This window comes from Priestia sp. YIM B13486, assembly GCF_042787865.1.
Classification (GTDB): Bacteria; Bacillota; Bacilli; order Bacillales; family Bacillaceae_H; genus Priestia; species Priestia megaterium.
This window is the reverse complement of record NZ_JBHZOZ010000006.1, coordinates 294,178-315,813: the sequence shown is the minus strand read 5'-3', so window position 1 is coordinate 315,813 and position 21,636 is coordinate 294,178. Positions and strand designations below refer to the sequence as shown.

The 21,636-nt window shown below is 38.7% G+C and carries 22 protein-coding genes and 1 riboswitch; of the genes, 18 read left to right on the top strand and 4 right to left on the bottom strand.

Annotation, left to right across the window (positions count from 1 at the left end):
- Positions 1-286 precede the first annotated feature (286 nt).
- The 3 genes from ACFX4G_RS18155 to sigI all read left to right on the top strand — a co-directional run bounded on the left by ACFX4G_RS18155 (position 287) and on the right by sigI (position 5,491).
- Entirely contained in the window at positions 287-3,325 is a 3,039-nt protein-coding gene (locus ACFX4G_RS18155; RefSeq protein WP_377576000.1) for a PAS domain S-box protein, read from the top strand.
- Between the two features lie 76 nt (positions 3,326-3,401).
- Positions 3,402-3,497, top strand: a riboswitch (yybP-ykoY riboswitch).
- Between the two features lie 96 nt (positions 3,498-3,593).
- Positions 3,594-4,409: a TerC family protein gene (locus ACFX4G_RS18150; protein WP_377575997.1), complete on the top strand. Its 816-nt coding sequence runs from the start codon at positions 3,594-3,596 to the stop codon at positions 4,407-4,409.
- A 371-nt stretch (positions 4,410-4,780) separates the two neighbouring features.
- Entirely contained in the window at positions 4,781-5,491 is a 711-nt protein-coding gene (gene sigI, locus ACFX4G_RS18145; protein ID WP_377575994.1) for an RNA polymerase sigma factor SigI, read from the top strand.
- A 51-nt stretch (positions 5,492-5,542) separates the two neighbouring features.
- Here sigI and ACFX4G_RS18140 read toward each other — a convergent pair whose 3' ends face one another.
- The 3 genes from ACFX4G_RS18140 to phaQ all read right to left on the bottom strand — a co-directional run bounded on the left by ACFX4G_RS18140 (position 5,543) and on the right by phaQ (position 7,044).
- Positions 5,543-5,740, bottom strand: coding sequence for an alpha/beta-type small acid-soluble spore protein (locus ACFX4G_RS18140; RefSeq protein WP_013055933.1), 198 nt, complete (start codon positions 5,738-5,740; stop codon positions 5,543-5,545).
- A gap of 143 nt (positions 5,741-5,883) precedes the next feature.
- Positions 5,884-6,396 carry a polyhydroxyalkanoic acid inclusion protein PhaP gene (phaP, locus tag ACFX4G_RS18135; RefSeq protein WP_014461097.1) on the bottom strand — a complete coding sequence of 171 codons (513 nt, stop codon included), beginning with the start codon at positions 6,394-6,396 and terminating at the stop codon, positions 5,884-5,886.
- Positions 6,397-6,564: 168 nt separating this feature from the next.
- A complete protein-coding gene (gene phaQ / locus ACFX4G_RS18130) occupies positions 6,565-7,044 on the bottom strand; it encodes a poly-beta-hydroxybutyrate-responsive repressor (protein WP_013082201.1) in 480 nt (159 codons plus the stop codon).
- A gap of 353 nt (positions 7,045-7,397) precedes the next feature.
- Between phaQ and phaR the strand changes: the two genes are divergently transcribed.
- The 8 genes from phaR (at position 7,398) to ACFX4G_RS18090 (ending at position 12,653) form a co-directional block, all read left to right on the top strand.
- Positions 7,398-7,997, top strand: coding sequence for a polyhydroxyalkanoic acid synthase subunit PhaR (gene phaR, locus ACFX4G_RS18125; protein WP_013055937.1), 600 nt, complete (start codon positions 7,398-7,400; stop codon positions 7,995-7,997).
- Positions 7,998-8,078: 81 nt separating this feature from the next.
- The gene (gene phbB, locus ACFX4G_RS18120) at positions 8,079-8,822 is read left to right on the top strand and encodes an acetoacetyl-CoA reductase (protein WP_014461095.1); all 744 of its coding nucleotides are present in this window, start codon (positions 8,079-8,081) and stop codon (positions 8,820-8,822) included.
- Positions 8,823-8,898: 76 nt separating this feature from the next.
- A complete protein-coding gene (locus tag ACFX4G_RS18115) occupies positions 8,899-9,987 on the top strand; it encodes a class III poly(R)-hydroxyalkanoic acid synthase subunit PhaC (protein ID WP_013055939.1) in 1,089 nt (362 codons plus the stop codon).
- 121 nt (positions 9,988-10,108) lie between these two features.
- Positions 10,109-10,393, top strand: a complete 285-nt coding sequence (locus tag ACFX4G_RS18110) for a hypothetical protein (protein WP_255255730.1) — start codon at positions 10,109-10,111, stop codon at positions 10,391-10,393.
- Between the two features lie 141 nt (positions 10,394-10,534).
- Positions 10,535-11,890 (top strand): TrkH family potassium uptake protein, encoded by a 1,356-nt coding sequence (locus ACFX4G_RS18105; RefSeq protein WP_034653579.1) that lies wholly within the window; start codon positions 10,535-10,537, stop codon positions 11,888-11,890.
- 124 nt (positions 11,891-12,014) lie between these two features.
- Positions 12,015-12,194, top strand: coding sequence for a hypothetical protein (locus ACFX4G_RS18100; protein WP_377575989.1), 180 nt, complete (start codon positions 12,015-12,017; stop codon positions 12,192-12,194).
- A 124-nt stretch (positions 12,195-12,318) separates the two neighbouring features.
- On the top strand, positions 12,319-12,477 hold the full coding sequence (locus ACFX4G_RS18095; protein WP_025749458.1) for a hypothetical protein: 159 nt from the start codon (positions 12,319-12,321) through the stop codon (positions 12,475-12,477).
- Positions 12,478-12,479: 2 nt separating this feature from the next.
- Positions 12,480-12,653: a hypothetical protein gene (locus ACFX4G_RS18090; protein ID WP_164797379.1), complete on the top strand. Its 174-nt coding sequence runs from the start codon at positions 12,480-12,482 to the stop codon at positions 12,651-12,653.
- 27 nt (positions 12,654-12,680) lie between these two features.
- Here ACFX4G_RS18090 and ACFX4G_RS18085 read toward each other — a convergent pair whose 3' ends face one another.
- Positions 12,681-14,450: a B12-binding domain-containing radical SAM protein gene (locus ACFX4G_RS18085; RefSeq protein WP_097824034.1), complete on the bottom strand. Its 1,770-nt coding sequence runs from the start codon at positions 14,448-14,450 to the stop codon at positions 12,681-12,683.
- Positions 14,451-14,643: 193 nt separating this feature from the next.
- Here ACFX4G_RS18085 and ACFX4G_RS18080 point away from each other — a divergent pair, with 193 nt between their 5' ends.
- From ACFX4G_RS18080 to ACFX4G_RS18050, 7 genes are all read left to right on the top strand, one after another.
- Positions 14,644-15,363 (top strand): FadR/GntR family transcriptional regulator, encoded by a 720-nt coding sequence (locus tag ACFX4G_RS18080; protein WP_014461089.1) that lies wholly within the window; start codon positions 14,644-14,646, stop codon positions 15,361-15,363.
- 138 nt (positions 15,364-15,501) lie between these two features.
- Entirely contained in the window at positions 15,502-17,022 is a 1,521-nt protein-coding gene (locus tag ACFX4G_RS18075) for a nicotinate phosphoribosyltransferase (RefSeq protein WP_377575985.1), read from the top strand.
- A 35-nt stretch (positions 17,023-17,057) separates the two neighbouring features.
- The gene (gene nadE / locus ACFX4G_RS18070; protein WP_013082209.1) at positions 17,058-17,888 is read left to right on the top strand and encodes an ammonia-dependent NAD(+) synthetase; all 831 of its coding nucleotides are present in this window, start codon (positions 17,058-17,060) and stop codon (positions 17,886-17,888) included.
- A 391-nt stretch (positions 17,889-18,279) separates the two neighbouring features.
- Entirely contained in the window at positions 18,280-18,999 is a 720-nt protein-coding gene (locus ACFX4G_RS18065; RefSeq protein WP_029325071.1) for a (Fe-S)-binding protein, read from the top strand.
- 17 nt (positions 19,000-19,016) lie between these two features.
- Positions 19,017-20,456 carry a LutB/LldF family L-lactate oxidation iron-sulfur protein gene (locus ACFX4G_RS18060; protein WP_318331098.1) on the top strand — a complete coding sequence of 480 codons (1,440 nt, stop codon included), beginning with the start codon at positions 19,017-19,019 and terminating at the stop codon, positions 20,454-20,456.
- Complete coding sequence (locus tag ACFX4G_RS18055) at positions 20,434-21,147, top strand: LutC/YkgG family protein (protein ID WP_318331133.1); 714 nt, start codon at positions 20,434-20,436, stop codon at positions 21,145-21,147. The genes ACFX4G_RS18060 and ACFX4G_RS18055 overlap by 23 nt, the downstream gene beginning before the upstream one ends.
- Positions 21,148-21,269: 122 nt before the next feature.
- Positions 21,270-21,518 (top strand): hypothetical protein, encoded by a 249-nt coding sequence (locus ACFX4G_RS18050; RefSeq protein ID WP_377575980.1) that lies wholly within the window; start codon positions 21,270-21,272, stop codon positions 21,516-21,518.
- Positions 21,519-21,636: the final 118 nt, after the last annotated feature.

Genomic DNA, 21,636 nt, shown 5'->3' with positions numbered 1-21,636 from the left:
GAATTTACAGAAAGTTTCGCACATCACACCAAAAAATGAAACATATCTTGTTTATTTCTTAGAAATTGATGAATATGCTCATATCTCAAAATTAAAAATCCAAGACGTTCAAAAACAGCTGCATCAGTTAATGACCAATTAAGAGATGCTGCTGCTTCTAAAATAGCTATGTTGATGAAAGGACGAAGCTTATGCAAGTTTCGTCTATTTCATGTGTCTGCTTTCGGAGCAAATGATCGTAATATAGTTCTTATAAGAAGAGTTAGATAGAAGAAGTAACGTTAAATTGAAAGGAAAGCAAATGATTTCAATTACTGGTCACTATAATGAATTTACCGTATTTCTTGCTGTCATTGTAGGGATTCTTGCCTCTTATACAGCACTTGATATTATGAGCAAAATGATAAAAAAACAGCGGAACAATTATTTGTGGCTTACGCTGTCAGCAATTTCAATGGGGCTTGGAGTGGGGGCGATGCATTATATTGCTATGCTTGCTTATTATGTTCCTGTTAGCTTTCATTTTGATGCTGTACTTTCTGTCCTTGCTTTAATAATAGCGATTAGCGGATCATTAGTTGCGTTTTGGACCTTCTGGAAATGGCGCACGTCGGTATGGTCAGGGCTTATTTTAGGAAGCAGTATTCTGGGTACGCATTACATTGCCATGGCAGCAATCGAAACAGAAGCACGCATTCATTATGCTCTGCTATCTGTTTTGCTTTCCATCATCATCGCCCTGGTCGTTGCATTTTATGCGATGCACTTGTTTTTTCGCTCGAAAAGCGTGAAAGCTAATCCCTTTCTTAAACTTGTTAGCTCTATTTTACTGGGCATTGGAATTTCAGTTATGCATTTCATCAGTATGTATGGAATGAAGCTGCATATTGCACACTCAGTTGCTAGAAAATGGGGGCAGTGGCTGCCGTATCAAGCGCCATTTTCCAATATTATTGCAAGTATTACAATTACGCTACTCATTGTCTTCCTGCTCGTTGCTGCTTTTAAGCGTCAGGAAGAAGTGAGGGAGAGTCAATTAAAAGAAGAGTATTATCAATCTCTTTTTAACTACAATCCTAATATTGTGTGTGCGGTTGATTTGTACGGCAATATTCAAACGATTAATCCAAAAGGAATCGAGCTAACGGGATACACGTTGCATCAAATGGAGAAAATTCCGTTTCCTTATATGTTTAGAGAAGCTGAACAAGCTGAAGAATATATGTGGAAATCTCTGAACGGAGACTCTGTTTATTATGAGGCAACGCTCATTCGCAAAGATAATCAGCCTGTATATGTTGAAGTAACGCAAATGCCTATTATTGTTCATGATCAAATTAAAGGCAGTTACGTCATCGCCAAAGATGTGACAGACCGAAAAAAGGCTCAACAGCAGCTGTTGGATTTACAAGAAGATTTAAAACGCACGCTTTCACAACAAGATGGCGCTATTTTTAAATTTGTGAAAAACGATAAAGGGTATATTCATACCATGTGCGAAGGAAAAATGGTTCGTGAAATGGGATATGAGGAAATAGATGTTGTTGGTAAAACACTTGAAGAATTTTTGCCTGAATCCTACGCGAAAGAAAATAAGAGATACTATGAGAAAGCATGGGCGGGAGAGAAAGTGTCTTATGAAGTACTTTTGAACGACTTTGCTTACTATACGAAGTTAATACCTCATATCTACAAAGGAGAAGTACAAGAAGTTATTGGTTCTATAGTAGATATTACTGATCTTCACGAAGCAAGAGAAAAGCTGGCTAAAAGTGAAAGCATGTATCGCTCCGTTCTCTCTACAATGTCAGAAGGTGTAGTGTTTCATGACCTTGAAGGAAATCTAATTGCTGCCAATGCCTACGCTGCTAAAATTCTAAACGTGCCTTACGACCAAATGTTATCGGTTAACCCCTTTGGTTTAGACTGGGAAATTATTCATCCTGATGGAACAGCTTTTGCACTGGAAGACATTCCATCTGTTCGATGTCTTCATACAAAAGAACCCGTACGAAACACGGTTATGGGCATTTATTTAAATGAGAAAAAGTTGACTTGGATTTCGGTGAATGCTGAACCTCTTCAAGAAAGCAAATATTATAAGGGCGTAGTTGTCACATTTTATGATATTACAAAACAGCAGGAACAAGAACAAGATTTGCTTCATTCCAATCAGCAAATGATTGTAGCAAAAGAAGAAGCCGAAAAAGCAAATCAAGCCAAGTCTGAATTTTTATCAAAAGTAAGCCATGAGCTTCGTACGCCTTTAAACAGTATTTTAGGTTATGCACAGATATTGGAAGAGCAAGGGGAAAAAGATTTAACAGAAAAACAATTGAATCGTATACGAAAAATTTTAAAAGCTGGTAATCATCTTCTTTATTTGATAAATGAAACGCTTGATTTATCGAAAATTGAATCAGGTCACTTAGCGATTAATCTTGAACCGGTGTCGGTAAAAGAGGCAATTGAAGACGCGCTTAAAATTATGAAACCACTAGCAAAAAATAAGCATAGTATACTTTATACTCGCTTTCACGCATACCAAGAAGTCTTTGTTGAAGTAGATGAACTTCGGTTTCAGCAGGTCTTATTAAATCTGCTTACAAACGCCATTAAATACTCGCCCGCTTATCGCGATATCACTATCTATACTGACATCACTCAGCATCACGTAACTATATCGATTGAAGATAAGGGCTTTGGAATTCCAGCTTCAGAATTAAATCGGATTTTTGAGCCTTTCTACCGTGTAAATAGACTAGAAAAAGACGGAACAGGAATTGGGTTGGCGCTTGTAAAACAGCTTGTTGTATTAATGAATGGAACGTGCGGAGTGCGAAGTGAAGAAGGCAAAGGCAGTACATTTTGGGTGCGTTTTCCCATAGTCCATCCACCTGTTCCTAAACGATTATCTAGTGAAGGGGAAGCCGAGTCATTCTTAGATTTTTCCATGCCAATTTCAATTGTGTATATTGAGGATAACGATACAAATATTGAGCTTATGCAATCGATTCTTTCTCCATATAAAAAGGTTAAGCTTTTAATTGCCAAAACAGGAGAAAATGGCATCGGGCTAATCAGGTCTATTTCACCGGATATAATCTTAATTGATATTGATCTGCCTGATATGAATGGTTTTGAGGTATGCACACAGCTTCAGCTGGAAAAAGAGTTGAAGCATATTCCGCGAGTCGCCCTGAGTGCAAGCGCGATGCAAAGCGATATCGATCAAGCTTTTTTAGTCGGTTTTAGTGAATACGTAACAAAGCCTATTCATATTGCAACGTTTTTGAATGTATTAAAACGCTTAACAAAAGCTTAACAAAAGTTTAGAGGGCTTTTAATTGACTTATTAGTGGACTCTTTGTAAAATAAAAACAACTTAATACATTTACTTCTTAAGGAGTAAAGGGGAGTAGCGTCAGGGAAACCTGAAACAAAGTCGTCATTACATGGAGTATTCCATCGGCTTTGTTGGCATAATGATTATGCTTAGCAAGACCTTTGCCATATTTGGCAAAGGTCTTTTTGTGTTTTATTCCGGTAATGAGGATAAATAAACTTATACAAAGAAACGAGAGGGGATTTTTATGGATGCATCACTTTTGTTAGAGTATGGATGGGTATTGCTAGTGCTGGTTGCATTAGAAGGAATTTTGGCGGCGGATAATGCTCTTGTGATGGCCATTATGGTCAAACATTTACCGGAAGAAAAACGCAAGAAGGCATTATTTTACGGATTAGCCGGTGCCTTTATTTTTAGATTTGGTTCATTGTTCTTGATTTCATTTTTAGTCGACGTATGGCAGCTTCAAGCTATAGGAGCCATTTACTTATTGTTCATTTCCATTAATCATATTGTGAAGCGATATGTGAAAAAAGACGATCGTGAAAAAGTGAAAGAAGCAGATGAGAAAAAGGGATCAAGTTTCTGGATGACGGTTTTAAAAGTAGAAATAGCGGACATTGCTTTTGCCGTTGATTCAATTTTGGCCGCTGTGGCTCTCGCCGTTACATTGCCAACAACAAATCTTCCTCAAATTGGCGGACTAGACGGCGGACAGTTCTTGGTGATCTTCGCCGGAGGAATTATGGGATTAATTATTATGCGTTTTGCTGCAACTTGGTTCGTCAAGCTATTAAATACGCGCCCAGGCCTGGAAACGGCGGCTTTTGCTATTGTAGGCTGGGTAGGAGTTAAGTTAGCGGTGTATACCCTTGCTCATCCGGAGTTGGGTATTATTAATGAACATTTCCCTGAATCAAAAGTGTGGAAAATTACGTTTTGGATTGTGTTACTTGGCATAGCAACTTCAGGCTGGTTTCTATCTAAAAATAAAGAACAAACTGATCTTGAAGGCTCAGAGAAAGAAAAAGAATCGTTAAAAAAAATTGAAAATCAATAATAAAAAAACGCGCTTTCAATACTAATTGAAGGCGCGTTTTTTTATATTAAGACAAAATACCTAGTTTGGATTGTTTAGATAAAGGGTAAAAGAACTAACTAATGTTTAATTATTTTATATCCGAATGTTTTGCTTTTTCGTTCATATTCTGTAGAGAACAGAAGCAGCCGTGAGTAATTCAGTTCAATGAAGTTTATTTCAGTTTATAAACATATATTTCAAATGTATGTTAATTGGTAAAATTGAGCTATTATGGGTTATAATAAAGGGAAATTAAAAGGAGCAGAGCGCTTCTCAACCCTGTTCGTCATCAAAAGAATGGATATTAACATGGTATAAAGCAACTGAGTATAGTAAAAGAGGTGAAGCCAATGCTCACAAAAGTTCAAACGCCTCCATCGCTTGAAACGCTTGTACTGACGATTCAGCAAGGGGATAAACAATTACATAACGAAATGATTCAACAATATAAACCGTTTATTGCTAAAGTTGTTTCAGCTGTATGTAAACGTTATATAAGTGAAGCTGACGATGAATTTAGCATTGGTCTGATTGCATTTAATGAAGCCATTGAAAATTACACAATCCAAAAAGGACGATCTCTTCTTGCATTTGCGGAACTTATTATTAAAAGAAGAGTAATTGACTATATTCGAAAAGAAAAGAGAAATCAAACGCTGCTCTATAGCCGAATTGAAAATGAAGGTTTTATTCAAGGTAAGGTAGAAAGGGATATATCGCTTTCTAACTATAAAAGGCAAAGTGAAACTTCATATATTCAAGAGGAAATGACTTATTTTTGTCAGACGCTAAAATTGTTTAAATTAACTCTTGAAGACATTATCGAGACGTCTCCTAAGCATAAGGATGCAAGGGGAAATGCAGTCGAAGTTGCATCATTTATCGTCAATGAAAAAGAATTAAAAGATAAGCTGTTTTTAAAGCGGCAGCTTCCTATTCGCTTGATTGAAAAACATGTCAAAGTGAGCCGGAAAACAATTGAAAGAAACCGTAAATATATTATCGCGATGGTTATTATATTAGCGGGGGACTACGTGTATTTAAAAGACTATATTATGTAAGAAAAAGGCACACGCAGGTGCCTTTTTTTAGCCATGTTATGAAGTTATGTTTTATTTTTGTGTGCTGCCGCTTAAGTGAGCTTGAGCTTGTTGCACCAAGCGTTTTGTGATTTCTCCGCCTACTGAACCGTTGCTGCGTGCAGCAGTGTCAGAACCTAGAGTTACCCCAAATTCTTGAGCGATTTCATATTTATATTGATCTAAAAATTGTTCTACACCTGGTGTTAATAGTTTATTTGTTCTAGCCATGATTAGTCATCTCCTTTTTTAGTGGTACAGCAGTTCACTGCTGTACCTGTATTATTTGTTGTTTCCTATTTTGCATACTGGTAATGGTTTGCAAGAAAGTATAAAAAAGCCCAGCTTTCAAAGAAGCTGGGCTTTTTTATATATTATTTTACAACTGCATATTGCTCAAGAGACTGAGCAAATGACTTTTGAAGAGATTTTACTTGTTCTACGTATGCATCAGATACGTGTTGGAATTCTTGGCGCGTTTTCTTTTGCTCTTCTACTAATTGTGTTACTACTTGATGATATTGTTCTTGAGCTTGCTTTACTAAAGAATAGCTTGATTTGCTTTGGTTAAGAGAAAGCTCTTGTAATTTATTTAATGCTTCATGCGTGCGGTTTGTCCATTCTTCATAAGAATCGGCAACAGCGTTTCCAGCTGTTTTACGTAAGTTTTCAACTGTTTTTTGTTGAAGATCTTCTAATTCAGCTTTCCATTGTTTGTCTGTTGCTTGAAGTTGTTCAACTGCTTTTGTTACAAATTCTTGCTGTTGCTCAAGTGCTTTTAACGTCCATTGCTCAATTTGTTTGTTTCCGTCTGCAATGTTTTGTAACCCCTTTGTCCATTGTTCCCACATTGCATCAATTACTGTATCATACTTTACTGTTGACATAATCAAATTCCTCCTTGAATAATTTGGTCTGGCGAACAGTTATCGTAATGAACAAAACGTTAAAGAAGAAATTCGTAGTTGTGTGATAAACCTAACATTCCGCGCTCGCTGGTTGACCGTGAAATTTAACATTATATTAGGAAACGCAGATGTACTGCGTGAATCCCTTTAATCGTTTTCTTCCTCTTTTGATTCTTTTGACTTTTTAGAAGAAGAAGAGCTAAAAGGGAACAACATGTCGGTATACATGTGAAAAAATGAATCTAACATGTTTTGATACTGTTCAAGTGAATTAGCCCACATGCTTAAATATTGTTCGCCGGCATCTGTTAATGAATAAATCCGGCGTGCAGGTCCTTCAGCTGACGTATCCCATTGCGATGTAATCAAGTTGTCTTTTTCAAGCTGTCTCAGCGTGCGGTAGACATTTCCCTGATCAACTGATGTGAATCCAAAGCTCATTAGTTGCTGAATGAGCTTGTAACCATGTAGATTCCAACCTCTTAAACTTAAAAGAAGAAAAGGAACCATCAAGTTTTTTGGTGCACCGCTAATCGATTTTTCTAAGTTGTTTGAATTAGAGGTGTTATCTTTTTCACTTGATCCCAAGGTAATCACCCCTTCGAAAAAAGAGAATTTGTTTTCCATATGTGTAATTTACACCTAGATGAAAAAATTGTCAACACTTTAAAACAGGTCTTTCAAATACAGGAAAAAAGAACGATTTTTTGGATTTCGACAAAAAGCGTCAAAAAAATTCAAAAATAAACAAAGATTTAGAATTGTTTATTTTGGAAAACGTATTTATAATAGTACATGTAGGTAATTTTTATAACATTTATAATTTGTTGGTAAGTGAATTGTGAAAAGATTTACATTATCCAATAAATAAACGCAAAATTGGTTGCGTTTACTTAGAGCTTCTAATATGTCGCTTGTCACATTAAGTGTCCATATTGAAAGCCATCACTTTTAACGTACACAAGAAAGGAGATGGAGTTTTGGAACAGCAAAAAGTATTTGATCCGTTTCAAGCATGGAAAGACGTATATGACAAAACCGAATCTTACTGGGGTAAAGTTATTGGGGACAATATGAATCGTGAAGAATTTTCCCAGCTCATGGGAAATGTGCTAAATATGAACCTTCAATATCAACAAGCAGTAAATGAAGTAACGGGGCGCTATCTGCACCAAGTAAATGTACCAACAAAAGAAGATGTAGCAAACGTTGCGTCATTAGTCATCAATGTGGAAGAAAAAGTAGAATTATTAGAAGAGCAATTTGACGATCGTTTTGATGAATTAGAAGCACAGCAAGAAAGTGCATCTGCTTTGAAAAAAGATGTAACTAAGCTGAAATCTGATGTCAAATCGTTAGACAAAAAACTCGACAAAGTTTTATCTCTTCTTGAAGGGCAGCAAAAAACACAAGACGAGTTAAAAGAAACTATTCAAAAACAAATTAAAACTCAAGGTGAGCAGCTTCAGGCTCAGCTGTTAGAAAAACAAGAAAAATTAGCTGAAAAGCCAAAGGCAGAAGCTAAATCTGAAGCAAAACCATCAAACGCTCAAAAAACTGAGCAGCCAGCTCGCAAGTAAGGTATAGGGGATTTTATAACAACATTAACTGCTGTATTTACAGTAAAAATCATAGCTGAAGAAGCAAGGGGGAAATTTTTCATGACAACATTACAAGGTAAAGTAGCAATCGTAACAGGCGGATCTAAAGGTATCGGGGCAGCAATTACACGTGAGCTTGCTTCTAATGGAGTAAAAGTAGCAGTAAACTATAACAGCAGTAAAGAATCTGCAGAAGCAATCGTAAAAGAAATTAAAGACAACGGCGGAGAAGCTATTGCGGTTCAAGCTGACGTGTCTTATGTAGATCAAGCAAAACACCTAATCGAAGAAACAAAAGCTGCGTTTGGTCAATTAGACATTCTAGTAAACAATGCTGGAATTACGCGCGACCGTTCATTCAAGAAGTTAGGTGAAGAAGATTGGAAAAAAGTAATTGATGTAAACTTACATAGCGTATACAACACAACATCAGCTGCGCTAACGCACCTTTTAGAATCTGAAGGTGGTCGTGTTATCAATATTTCATCAATTATTGGTCAAGCGGGCGGATTTGGTCAAACAAACTACTCAGCTGCTAAAGCAGGTATGCTAGGATTCACTAAATCATTAGCTCTTGAGCTAGCTAAGTCAGGCGTAACAGTTAATGCAATTTGCCCAGGATTTATTGAAACGGAAATGGTAATGGCAATGCCGGAAGAAGTTCGTGCAAAAGTTGTAGCAAAAATCCCAACTCGTCGCTTAGGCCACGCTGAAGAAATTGCACGTGGAGTTGTTTACTTAGCAAAAGACGGCGCGTACATTACAGGACAACAGTTAAACATTAACGGCGGCTTATACATGTAATAAATGCTGGCCCTGACTTTTGTCGGGGCTGTGCTTGTTAACTAACTACTAATGGAATGAAAGGGTGTGTATATTCGTGGCAATTCCTTACGTGCAAGAGTGGGAAAAATTAATCAAATCAATGCCAAGTGAATATAAAAGTTCTGCAAGACGTTTTAAGCGTGCATATGAAATTATGACAACAGAAGCGGAACCGGAAGTTGGATTAACACCAAAAGAGGTTATTTGGAAAAAGAACAAAGCGAAATTATACCGCTATACGCCAGTAAAAGATAACCTGCATAAAACACCAATCTTACTCGTATATGCATTGATCAATAAACCGTATATTTTGGATTTAACACCTGGAAACAGCCTTGTTGAATACTTATTGAACCGCGGTTTTGACGTGTATTTGCTTGACTGGGGAACTCCTGGGCTTGAAGACAGCAATATGAAGCTAGATGATTATATTGTAGATTATATTCCAAAAGCAGCGAAAAAGGTGCTGCGCACTTCTAAATCTCCTGATTTGTCTGTTCTTGGTTACTGCATGGGCGGAACTATGACATCTATTTTTGCTGCATTAAATGAAGACTTGCCGATTAAAAACTTAATTTTTATGACAAGTCCATTTGATTTTTCGGATACAGGTTTATACGGAGCATTCCTAGACGATCGCTACTTTAATTTAGATAAAGCAGTAGATACATTCGGAAACATCCCTCCAGAGATGATTGACTTTGGAAACAAGATGTTAAAGCCAATCACGAATTTCTATGGCCCATATGTAACGTTGGTGGACCGTTCGGAAAATCAGCGGTTTGTTGAAAGCTGGAAGCTAATGCAAAAGTGGGTTGCTGACGGAATCCCATTTGCTGGTGAAGCTTATCGTCAGTGGATTCGTGACTTCTATCAACAAAATAAATTAATCAATGGTGAACTTGAAGTTCGCGGACGCAAAGTAGATTTGAAAAATATTAAAGCTAATATTTTAAACATTGCTGCTAGCCGTGATCATATTGCGATGCCGCATCAAGTGGCAGCTTTAATGGACGCTGTTTCAAGTGAAGATAAAGAGTACAAATTGTTGCAAACAGGTCACGTATCTGTTGTATTTGGTCCAAAAGCAGTGAAGGAAACATATCCTTCAATCGGCGATTGGCTAGAAAAACGCTCTAAATAAAATAAAGACGCGGCTGGGACAAAAGTATTTTAGCCAAAGTGAAAAACGAACCACTGATATTAGTGGTTCGTTTTTTTGTTATGGTAAACGTAGGTTTCAAATATATAGTTGCTTCTAGTTGTTGATTGGAGGGCAAGGCGAAGACTCCTGCGGGAAAAGCAGAACAGGTGAGACCTCGCAGGAGTGTCAGCGACGAGGAGGCTCACGGGCCGCCCGCGGAAAGCGAAGTCTTGCACGGAAATCAACAGCGGTGTCACAAGCGGTTCAGCTCATGGATCCCATTTGTTCGTCTTTAGATTGGATTCATTTAATTATGTCTCAACCTCGTTTTTTTTGTAAACAGACAATATTGATTGACGGTTCTTTATGCGGGCTGCTGGAATATATGATATCTAATGACAAGTGAGGTGACTTCTTTTATACTAATGTAGTCACCTTCTTGAACATGGGATTTTTTACATGGATATTGCAATCCGTGTAACAATGAGTATGCTTTGAGAAGAAAGAAGAAAACTATTAGTATTATAACAAAAAGGAATGTCAGATTATGCCGCAACCATGGAAACGACGAGTCAGGCAGATGTCTTCAGCTCAAATTATTGTTACATTTTACATAGTGGCTGTTACGCTTGGATTTCTATTACTTAGTATTCCAGAAGCTTTAAAGCCGGGAGTGAAGTTAGCATTTATTGATCGCTTATTTATTGCCGTTAGTGCGGTAAGTGTAACAGGGCTGACACCTGTCTCTACTCCGGATACATTTAGTACGACGGGCTATTTTTTGCTCGCTTTTATTTTTCAAATCGGTGGTATTGGTGTAATGACACTCAGTACATTTATTTGGATGATTTTGGGTAAAAAAATCGGTTTAAAGGAACGTCAGCTCATTATGACAGACCATAACCAATCCCGCTTATCAGGATTAGTTGACTTGATGAGAAATATTTTATTTATTATTTTTGCCATTGAACTAGTTGGCGCCATTGTTTTAGGATTACATTTTCTCCGTTATTATTCGAGCTGGACAGATGCGTTTTTGCATGGTTTCTTTGCTTCTGTCAGCGCTACAACAAATGCTGGCTTCGATATTACAGGATCTTCATTTATTCCGTATGCCCATGATTATTTTGTCCAAGTGGTAACCGTTATTTTAATTACGCTTGGAGCGATTGGATTCCCTGTATTAATTGAAATTAAGCACTATTTTTTAACATTTAAAGATAAGCGTAAATTTCAATTTTCGCTATTTACGAAGCTAACGACCATTATGTTTTTTCTGCTGTTAGCAGGGGGAACAATCTTGATTCTTGTGCTAGAGCATTCAGGATTTCTAGCAGATAAGTCCTGGGATGAATCGTTTTTTTATGCGTTTTTCCAATCCGCTGCCACAAGGAGCGGAGGAGTGGCGACCATGAATATTAATGAGTTTTCACTTCCTACGTTAATTATGATGAGTGCGATGATGTTTATCGGTGCTTCACCGAGCTCAGTAGGGGGAGGAATTCGTACGACGACGTTTGCATTAAATATTCTTTTCCTGTTTTATTACGTCAGAGGAAATAAGACGATTAAAATCTTTCGCCGCGAAATTCATGAAGACGACATTATTAAATCAGTAGCTGTATCGATGTTAGCCGTAATCATTTGCTCGATTTCTCTTCTTATTTTAAGTATTACAGAACATTTTTCTCTCATTGAGCTTATTTTTGAAGTGTGTTCAGCTTTCGGGACAACAGGTTTATCAATGGGAATTACAGGAGGGCTTTCTGATATCGGTAAATGCGTTATTATGATTTTAATGTTCATTGGCCGAATCGGCATGTTTTCATTTATTTTAATGCTTCGCCGTCCAACGTCTGGACCGGATTATCACTATCCGAAAGAACGTATTATTATTGGATAAAAGAGGCTGAGGTAAAAATATGTTAGTTGAAGAAGGATCCGAACGAGCTTAATTCTTAATCAAGCTCGTTCGGATTTTTTATGATGGTAAACATAGGTCTCATATTTTTACCTGCTTCCAGCTGTTGATTGGAGGGCATGGCGAAGACTCCTGCGGGAAAAGTGGAACAGGTGAGACCCCGCAGGAGCATAAGCGACGAGGAGGCTCACCGACCGCCCGCGGAAAGCGAAGCCTTGCACGGAAATCAACAGCGGTGTCACAAGCGGTTCAGATGAACTCATTTATCCCATTTGTTTGTCTTTAGATTAAAGTAATTTCGTTATGTTTCAACCGCTTTTTTACAGCTTTTTCTGCTTATATTACGCATCAGAAAGTGCATTCTAAGAAAAGGAAGTTCAATGGACTTCCAAGCATAGGAGGGATAGATGATGGCAAAGCGTAAAGTAGGGTACAAATCAGCACTGACTAACAATAATACACCAAAAGAGAGCCTTTCAGATGCAGAATTTGCTGCTGAATATGCTGGCGGCGAGGAGCCAGCTAAAGGCGCGAATCGTAATTCCAAAAAAGGAAAGCAAGGTAAGTAACAATGAGCAAACATAAACAACAAAATAAGCACATCGCAAGCACCGAAGCAAAGCAAAAACAATTACTGCAAGAAGAGTTTGGAGCGGAAATGGGCGATCCCAACGCAGCTAAAATATATGAATCCCTAGGAAAGACAAAGTCTGATAAAGAGCATGAAAAGAAAAAAGAATGTTAAAGAAAAAAACCTCGGGTATCCGAGGTTTTAGCTTACAACTGGAAGGCCAAATGCCTCTACAGGTGCCGAATAAAGTTTTGTATCATTTGCTTTTTGATCATAATAAGCAAGAAGAACAGATGGTTGTTCATTTATTTTTCCCGTTTGTTTATAATACATATAGTCAAATGGCAGAATCTCTAAAACAGTGTGCTTGTATAATTCTTTTTCAGCAAGCTGTTCAGCTTCAAAAGCCTGTCCCATAATAGAAGGATTAGCAAGCATTTGCTGATAGTAATGAGAGCGGACTTGTTTTTCTACTTTATCGTCCCACCAAGGTTTACGAGGCTTATGCTTTTGGTTTTGTAAATAATCAATTTTCATAAACCCTTCAATCATTTCTTCATTTGAAAAATTCTCTGTTTCAATGTACTGTCTAAGGCGTCTGAATAAATCTTCAAGCTGATGGCCGATTCGAACCCAGCCCATTTCATCCCAATACGTCCCGAAGTTTTGGAAGAAATCAAAAGGTGTATCATAGCAGTGCTCAACTAAAAACTCTATTGTCTCATCCATTCGATGGTCATTCCAAAACTTTTCTAAAATATCTTCTACATGTTTAATACGTACGACATCTGAAAATGGCAAGACGTTATTGCTTAAAATCTCATAAGGCGACTGATCCATGTATTGATAATTATAGCGAGGCGCACTTAAGCGTAAGCCAGTGCCGCGAAGCATTTTTAAAAAGCCTAGCTGAAGCTCTTCAGGGCGAAGTGCAAATACATCATTAAACGTATTCTTAAATGAGTTATAATCTTCGTCTGGCAGTCCCGCGATTAAATCTAAATGCTGATCGATCTTTCCGCCTTCTTTTACCATTGTTACGGTACGCGTTAACTTTTTAAAGTTTTGTTTGCGTTTGACTAGTTCATTGACAGCATCATTTGTAGATTGAACGCCAATTTCAAAGCGGAATAATCCTTTTGGCGCATGATCGTTTAAGAACTGAATAACTTCTGGGCGCATAATATCGGCAGTAATTTCAAATTGAAATACGGTGCCTTCACGATGTTCATCAATTAAAAATTGGAACATTTCCATGGCGTAGCTGCGGCTGATGTTGAACGTACGGTCTACGAACTTAATCGTGCGCGCTCCGTTATCCATCAAATAGCGAATATCTTCTTTTACCTTTTCTCTATCGAAATAGCGAACGCCTACTTCAATAGAAGAGAGACAGAACTGACAGCTAAACGGACAGCCGCGGCTTGTTTCAATATATACAACGCGTTTTGAAAGTTCTTGGCGGTCTTCTTCAAAACGGAAAGGAGAAGGCATTTCGCGCAGATCAATTTTATTGCGCTGCGGGTTTACAACTGGTTTTCCTTCTTTTCGGAAAGCCACGCCGCTTACGTTTTCAAACTTACGCTCTCCGTGAAGTTCGTCCAACAGCTGCTTGAATGTTTCTTCTCCTTCACCAATAGCGATAAAGTCAGCTTCAGGAATACGCTCTAGCCAGTGAGTTACATCATAGGTTACTTCTGGTCCACCGAATATAATGATGAGCTCGGGATTGATCTTTTTTAGCATTTGGGCGACTTTAATCGTTTCTTCAATATTCCAAATATAACAGCTGAAACCAATAATATCTGGGTTGCGTTTATATAAATCCGTGACAATGTTCATAGCAGGATCTTTAATCGTATATTCGGCCATATCCACTTTATAGTCAGGCTCTGCATAGGCTTTTAAACATCGAAGGGCTAAAGAAGTATGGATATACTTCGCATTCAATGTACTGACAACAATGTTCATTCAAAAAGCTCCTTTTAACTCGTAATATGAAATCAATTTACTATTTTAGCACATTTGAGAAATAAAGTATAAATACCTTGCCACTTTTGTTGTGGAGGGGAAAGGATTTCGGTAAAATGTAACAGAAACGTAAAAGAAGAAAGAGTCTCGGTTAATGTAAACCTTGGTGAACGAAAAAAATGAGGTGGAAAACGTGGAATATAAGCGAATTAAGCCAAAAAAAATATATGAAGAAGTAGCCGAAACGCTTCTTGAGAATATAAAAGAAGGCAGTTTAAAGCCTGGTGACCGTTTGGATTCAGTGCAGCAGCTCGCAGAAAACTTTCAGGTAGGGCGCTCAGCTATTCGTGAAGCTCTTAGCGCTTTGCGGGCGATGGGGCTGCTGGAGATGAAGCAAGGAGAAGGCACATTTGTACGCGAATTTAACTCTGATATGCTGTCTTTGCCTGTAACTAGCGCTGTATTAATGAATAAAAATGATATTGAACATTTGCTTGAAGTGAGAAAAGTATTAGAAATTGGGGCTGTTCGAGCGGCAGCTCAAAAGCGAACGGATGCGGATCTTAACCAGCTGTCCGATAGCCTGGAACAAATGAAAGGAGCGTTTGGCAATGAAGAGCTGGGAGAGAAAGCAGATTTTGCTTTTCATTTAGCCATTGCCAAAGCATCGCAAAACCCTCTTTTAGTGAAGCTTATGAATAACGTATCAGAAATGATGATTGAAACGATGAAAGAGACAAGACGCATCTGGCTTTATGCGGAAGAAAAAACAGCTGAACGGATTTATAAAGAGCATCAGCAAATTTATGAAGCTATTCTTTCTCAGCATGCAGAAGATGCTCAGCATTTTATGATGAGTCATCTTGATAATGTTGAACACGTGTTAATGAAATACATACCAGAAGAAAAATAATGCCATTTCAGGTAGAAAAGTGTGCACCAAATAACAGAAAAACTAAAATTCAAGCACCTTCCGATAATTTATGCTTGCTCTATTGTGAAAAGATTTACATAATAGAAACTAGGATTGTCAAATGGAGGGTTACAAAGTATGAAAAAGCAATATAGAGATGATAGTTTAGCTTTGCATACAGATTTATATGAACTGAATATGGCACATACGTATTTTAAAGACCATATTCATAAACGCCGTTCTGTATTCGAAGCTTACTTTCGTCGGATGCCGTTTGAAAGCGGTTATGCTGTGTTTGCCGGGCTAGAAAGAGTAATTGATTTTATTGCTAATTTTAGGTTTAGCAAAACGGACTTAGATTATTTATATGAAGAATTGCATTATGAAGCGGAGTTTATCGACTATTTAAAGCAAGTTCGCTTTAGCGGTAATGTTCGTTCGGTTGTAGAAGGCGAAATGATTTTTGCTAACGAACCGATGCTGCAAATTGACGCTCCTTTAGCGGAAGCGCAGCTTATTGAAACGCCGCTTTTAAATATTTTAAATTTCCACCCGCTGATTGCGACAAAAGCATCGCGTATTCGCCTAGCCGCGGGAGAAGATAATTTATATGAGCATACGGGTACGAATCAGCTTATGGAATTTGGCTCAAGAAGAGCACACGAGATGGACGCTGCATTTTACGGAGCGAGAGCTGCTTATATTGGAGGCTTTGATGCAACCAGTAATGTCAGAGCGGGGAAAGTATTTGGAATTCCTGTGTCCGGTACTCACGCTCATGCGCTTGTTCAAGTCTATCGTGATGAGTACAGCGCGTTTAAAAAGTATGCGGAATCACACCGTAACTGTATCTTTTTAGTAGATACATATAATACGTTAAAATCAGGTATTCCCAATGCTATTAAAGTAGCAAAAGAAATGGGAGATCGCATTAATTTTATCGGTATTCGATTAGATAGCGGAAGACTTCCATATCTTTCTCAAGAAGCAAGAAAAATGCTGGATGAAGCTGGCTATCATGATGTGAAAATTTTTGCTTCGAATGATCTCGATGAGTACAGCATTCTAGATTTGAAAGCGCAAGGTGCCAAAATTGATGGATGGGGAATTGGAACAAAACTCATGACATCTTTTGATCAGCCTGCGCTAGGAGCGGTGTACAAACTGGTTTCGATTGAAGATGATCATGGAAACATGGTGGATACGATTAAGCTGTCAGAAAATCCAGAGAAAATTTCCACTCCTGGTTTAAAAGAGGTATACCGAATTGTAAATCAAGTGAACCACAAATGGGAAGGTGATTATATTACGATGCAAGACGAAGTGCCGAATGAAGAGCAGCATTTAAAAATGTTTCATCCGATTCATACACACGTCAGCAAGTTTGTCACGAACTTTAACGCACGTAAAATTCACCAGCCAATCTTTGCGCAGGGAAAGCTTGTGTACGAGCAGCCTACCATTGAAGAAATGAGAGCCTACTGCTTACAAAACTTAAAGCATCTATGGGATGACTACAAAGTCATTACAAAATCGAACGAAGATGTATTTCGTCCTACAGAGTATCCGGTAGACTTGAGTACAAACTGCTGGGATAACAAAATGCAAAATATTGAAGAGACTAGAAGCAAGTTACTATCTGATACCGTACTTGTGTAGATTCCGTCAGCTAGTAATGAGAGGAGAGTTTTTTTATGAAAGAGCTACAAAAGCAAATTATTGAAGAAATGCACGTCCAAAAAGAAATTAATCCCGTGGAAGAAATTCGCCGCAGCGTTGATTTTCTGAAATCCTACATGAACAAATATCCTTTTTTACGTTCGTTTGTACTAGGTATTTCCGGCGGCCAAGATTCTACGTTAACGGGAAAGCTGGCGCAGCTAGCGGTTAATGAGTTGAACGAAGAGGCCGGAGAAGAGCGCTATCAGTTTATTGCTGTTCGTCTTCCATACGGTGTGCAAGCAGATGAAGCAGACTGTCAAGATGCACTTGCTTTTATTCAACCAACAAAATCTATTTCTATTAACGTAAAACCAGCAGTAGATGCGATGCTTTCTGCTGTTGAAGAAGCGGCAGATGATAAAGTTTCCGACTTCAACAAAGGAAATGTAAAAGCACGTGAACGAATGATTGCGCAATATACGGTAGCGGGCATGTACAGCGGAGTCGTACTCGGAACGGATCACTCTGCTGAAGCTGTTACAGGGTTTTATACAAAATTCGGTGATGGAGGAGCTGACTTAGTACCTATCTTCCGTCTGAACAAGCGACAAGGAAAACAAATGCTAAAAGAATTAGGCTGTCCTGAGCATCTATATATGAAAAAACCAACGGCTGATTTGGAAGAAGATCGTCCACAGCTTCCGGATGAAGAAGCGCTCGGCGTAACGTATGAGCAAATCGACGATTATTTAGAAGGCAAAGATGTAGGTGAACATGCAAGTAACGTCATTGAAGGTCACTTCTTAAAAACGCAGCATAAACGCCAATTACCAATCACAGTATTTGATGATTTTTGGAAATAAATAAGTAAGAAGCTAAGACAAAAGTAGTTTAGTTAAAGGAAGATCTGACCGGTGAAGATTCTTGATAGAGAATCTTCACCGGTCAGATCTTTTTAATGTTATGGCAAACGTAGGTTTCACATGTTTCGTTTCTTCTAGCAGTTGCCCGGAAATCAACCGCGCTCTAACAAGTAATCCAAATTAAATCATTTATCCGATTTGTTTGTCTTTAGATTGAAATGATTCAGTTATGTCTCGATTTCCTATTTTTTATAAAAAAAGATAGCAAACAAAGAAAGGTATTTTTGAAAAACTAGTGAAATTAGAAAAACATAGGAGTATAATAGCATTAAGTCATCTGATGACCTGTTAACTAAAAGAAGTAAAATGATCAGCTTGGAGGGAGCAAATGATGAAAGTATCTTTATTTGCGACATGTTTGATTGATATGTTTCAAACAAATGTAGGAAAAGCGACGGTAGAATTGTTAGAACGATTAGGATGCGAAGTGGATTTTCCAAAGAGCCAAGTTTGCTGCGGGCAGCCTGCGTATAACAGCGGTTACGTAAAAGAATCAAAAGAAGCGATGAAAAACATGATAAAAGCGTTTGAGCATGCAGAATACGTTGTATCTCCGTCTGGATCGTGCGTGACAATGTTCAAAGAGTATCCTCATCTTTTTGAAGGTGATGCTGCATGGCATGAACCTGCCGTGAAGCTTGCTGATAAAACGTATGAGCTAACGGATTTTATTGTAAACGTTTTAAAAGTTGAAGACGTGGGAGCCAGTTTAAATGGTAAAGCCACTTATCATTCTTCCTGTCATATGACGCGTTTGCTAAACGTAAAAAAAGAACCTTTTACACTATTAAACAATGTAAAGGGTCTTGAAATGGAAAACCTTGAAAACAGTCATAACTGCTGCGGATTCGGCGGGACGTTTTCGGTTAAAATGGGGCAAATCTCCGAACAAATGGTCGATGAAAAAGTGGGCTGTATAGCTAAGACAAACGCAGAGTACTTAATTGGAGCCGACTGCGGCTGTCTTATGAATATTGGAGGAAGAATTGAACGAAAAGGACAGCCCGTAAAAGTGATGCATATCGCTGAAGTGTTAAATAGCAGAATGTAAAGAAAGGAGAATACCAAATGTCTATGAAAATAGGAAACGATCAGTTTAAAAAACGTGTTGATGATGGAGTCAATAATGCGTTTATGCGCTTTGCGGTTTCAGGTGCTCAAGAGCGCTTAAGAAGCCGTAGATTAGATGCGGCAGAAGAGTTAGGAAACTGGGAAGAATGGCGAGCGCTTGGGGAAGAAATTCGTCAGCATACGCTTGAAAATTTAGATTACTATTTAGAACAGCTCACTGATAATGTGGCTAAACGCGGAGGCCACGTTTTTTTCGCTCAAACAGCTGAAGAAGCGAATGAGTACATAAAAAATGTAGCGAGGCAAAAACAGGCAAAGAAAGTGGTTAAATCCAAGTCAATGGTTACAGAAGAAATTCATATGAACGCTGCATTAGAAGAACTGGGCTGCGAAGTTATTGAAACGGACTTAGGAGAATATATTCTGCAAGTAGATGATCACGATCCGCCTTCTCATATCGTAGCTCCTGCACTTCATAAAAATAAAGAACAAATTAGAGATGTATTTCAGGAAAAGCTTTCTTATAAAAAAACAGAAAAACCTGAAGAACTAGCCCTTCATGCCCGGGAAATGCTGAGAAAAGAATTTTTATCAGCGGATATTGGCATCACGGGATGTAATTTTGCGATTGCAGAATCTGGATCTATTTCACTTGTTACCAATGAAGGAAATGCAAGGCTAACGACCGCCCTCCCTAAAACGCAGATTACGGTGATGGGAATGGAACGAATTGTGCCAACATTTGAAGAATTTGAAGTGTTGGTAAGCCTGTTAACTAGAAGTGCAGTAGGTCAGCGGCTTACAAGTTACGTAACGGCACTTACGGGACCTAGACTTCCAGGGGAAGTAGACGGACCGGAAGAATTTCACCTAGTGATTGTAGATAACGGACGATCTGCGATTTTAGGAACTGAGTTTCAATCTGTTTTACAGTGTATTCGCTGTGCGGCATGTGTGAATGTATGTCCCGTGTATCGCCATATTGGAGGACATTCATATGGATCTATTTATTCAGGTCCGATTGGAGCTGTATTATCTCCTTTGCTTGGAGGCTATGAAGATTACAAAGAGCTTCCATATGCCTCAACGCTATGCGCAGCCTGTACAGATGCCTGTCCGGTCAAAATTCCGCTGCATGAGCTATTGCACAAGCACCGTCAGCGAATTGTGGAAAAAGAAGGAAAAGCACCTATTTCGGAAAAGCTGGCGATGAAAGCATTTGGCTTGGGAGCAGCTTCTTCTTCTCTATATACAGTGGGCGCTAAAGTAGCACCGGCAGCTCTTACTCCTTTTATGTCAGGAAGCAGTATTTCCAAAGGGCCTGGTCCATTAAAAGCGTGGACGGAAAGCAGAGAGTTTCCAGCGCCTACAAAAGAGCGCTTACGAGATTGGTTTGATAAAAGGAGTGATAATGATGAACGGAAGCATTCAAAATAGAGACAGTTTTTTAGACAATATTGCTGCTAATCTTAAGAGAAGCAGGCGAACAAACGGCGTAGTAAGGCCACAATGGAAGCATGCTCCTCAGCATAAGGTTTACCGCAGCTATTCGCCGGATCAATTAAAGAAAGAGCTTGAAAACCATTGCGAACGTATTCATACTCGCTATGTAGAAACATCATCACAACACTTGCCAGCTGTCCTTGAGGAAGCCGTAGCGAACTATGGAAATGGTCTTGTGAGCACGTGGGATGATCCTAGGTTTTCCGAATATGGATTGAATCTGCTGATGGAGAAATGGGAAACAAGCAGTAGCCTTCATGTATGGAATTCTGCAAAAGGCGATGAGAATATTAAACTAGCTGAACAAGCAAATGTTGGCATTACCTTCAGTGATTTGACGCTAGCGGAATCCGGCACAGTTGTTTTGTTCAGCAGCGCTGAAAAAGGACGATCGGTCAGTTTGCTGCCCGCCACTTATATTGCAATCATTCCTCAAAGCTCAATTGTTCCTCGCATGACACAAGCCGCTGAAATGATTCATGAAAAAGTAGAGCGAGGAGAAACGATTGCTTCTTGCATTAACTTTATTACGGGACCGAGCAATTCAGCTGATATTGAAATGAATTTAGTCGTTGGTGTGCATGGACCTATTCAAGCCACTTATATTGTAGTGAATGATCGATGAGGCTGTGACAAACGCATTTTAGTCGAAGTGAAAAACGAACCGTGAATCAACATGTTTGATTCACGGTTCGTTTTCTTTGTTATGTTGAGCATAGGTTTTAGCTGTTTCATTCCTTCTAGCAGTTGATTGGAGGGCAAGGCGAAGACTCCTGCGGGAAAAGCGGAATAGATGAGACTCCGCAGGAGCGGAAGCGACGAGGAGGCTCACCGTCCGCCCGCGGAAAGCGGAGTCTTGCACGGAAATCAGCTGCGGTGTCACAAGCGGTTCAGCTAGCTCATGCATCTCATTTGTTCGTCTTTAGATCGGATTCATTTTGTTATGTCTCAGCCTCTTTTATTCATGCTTCATTTTTAAATAGCGGGAGAATGTGAAGAAATGTCGCATTTTGAATAAACGTGGCTAATTTTAAAAAGGTAAAAAGCAAATCTTGTAGAATACTAAGTCTATAGATAAAAGGTGGGGAAATGGGAAGTGCAAAAGAAAGGAGCA

Bases quoted from the DNA above. Each gene is read 5' to 3' on its own strand.
- ACFX4G_RS18150 (WP_377575997.1), top strand. From the start codon at position 3,594: ATGGATGCATCACTTTTGTTAGAGTATGGATGGGTATTGCTAGTGCTG.
- sigI (WP_377575994.1), top strand. From the start codon at position 4,781: ATGCTCACAAAAGTTCAAACGCCTCCATCGCTTGAAACGCTTGTACTG.
- ACFX4G_RS18140 (WP_013055933.1), bottom strand. From the start codon at position 5,740: ATGGCTAGAACAAATAAACTATTAACACCAGGTGTAGAACAATTTTTA.
- phaP (WP_014461097.1), bottom strand. From the start codon at position 6,396: ATGTCAACAGTAAAGTATGATACAGTAATTGATGCAATGTGGGAACAA.
- phaQ (WP_013082201.1), bottom strand. From the start codon at position 7,044: ATGGAAAACAAATTCTCTTTTTTCGAAGGGGTGATTACCTTGGGATCA.
- phbB (WP_014461095.1), top strand. From the start codon at position 8,079: ATGACAACATTACAAGGTAAAGTAGCAATCGTAACAGGCGGATCTAAA.
- ACFX4G_RS18105 (WP_034653579.1), top strand. From the start codon at position 10,535: ATGCCGCAACCATGGAAACGACGAGTCAGGCAGATGTCTTCAGCTCAA.
- ACFX4G_RS18095 (WP_025749458.1), top strand. From the start codon at position 12,319: ATGGCAAAGCGTAAAGTAGGGTACAAATCAGCACTGACTAACAATAAT.
- ACFX4G_RS18090 (WP_164797379.1), top strand. From the start codon at position 12,480: ATGAGCAAACATAAACAACAAAATAAGCACATCGCAAGCACCGAAGCA.
- ACFX4G_RS18085 (WP_097824034.1), bottom strand. From the start codon at position 14,450: ATGAACATTGTTGTCAGTACATTGAATGCGAAGTATATCCATACTTCT.
- ACFX4G_RS18075 (WP_377575985.1), top strand. From the start codon at position 15,502: ATGAAAAAGCAATATAGAGATGATAGTTTAGCTTTGCATACAGATTTA.
- nadE (WP_013082209.1), top strand. From the start codon at position 17,058: ATGAAAGAGCTACAAAAGCAAATTATTGAAGAAATGCACGTCCAAAAA.
- ACFX4G_RS18065 (WP_029325071.1), top strand. From the start codon at position 18,280: ATGAAAGTATCTTTATTTGCGACATGTTTGATTGATATGTTTCAAACA.
- ACFX4G_RS18060 (WP_318331098.1), top strand. From the start codon at position 19,017: ATGTCTATGAAAATAGGAAACGATCAGTTTAAAAAACGTGTTGATGAT.
- ACFX4G_RS18055 (WP_318331133.1), top strand. From the start codon at position 20,434: ATGAACGGAAGCATTCAAAATAGAGACAGTTTTTTAGACAATATTGCT.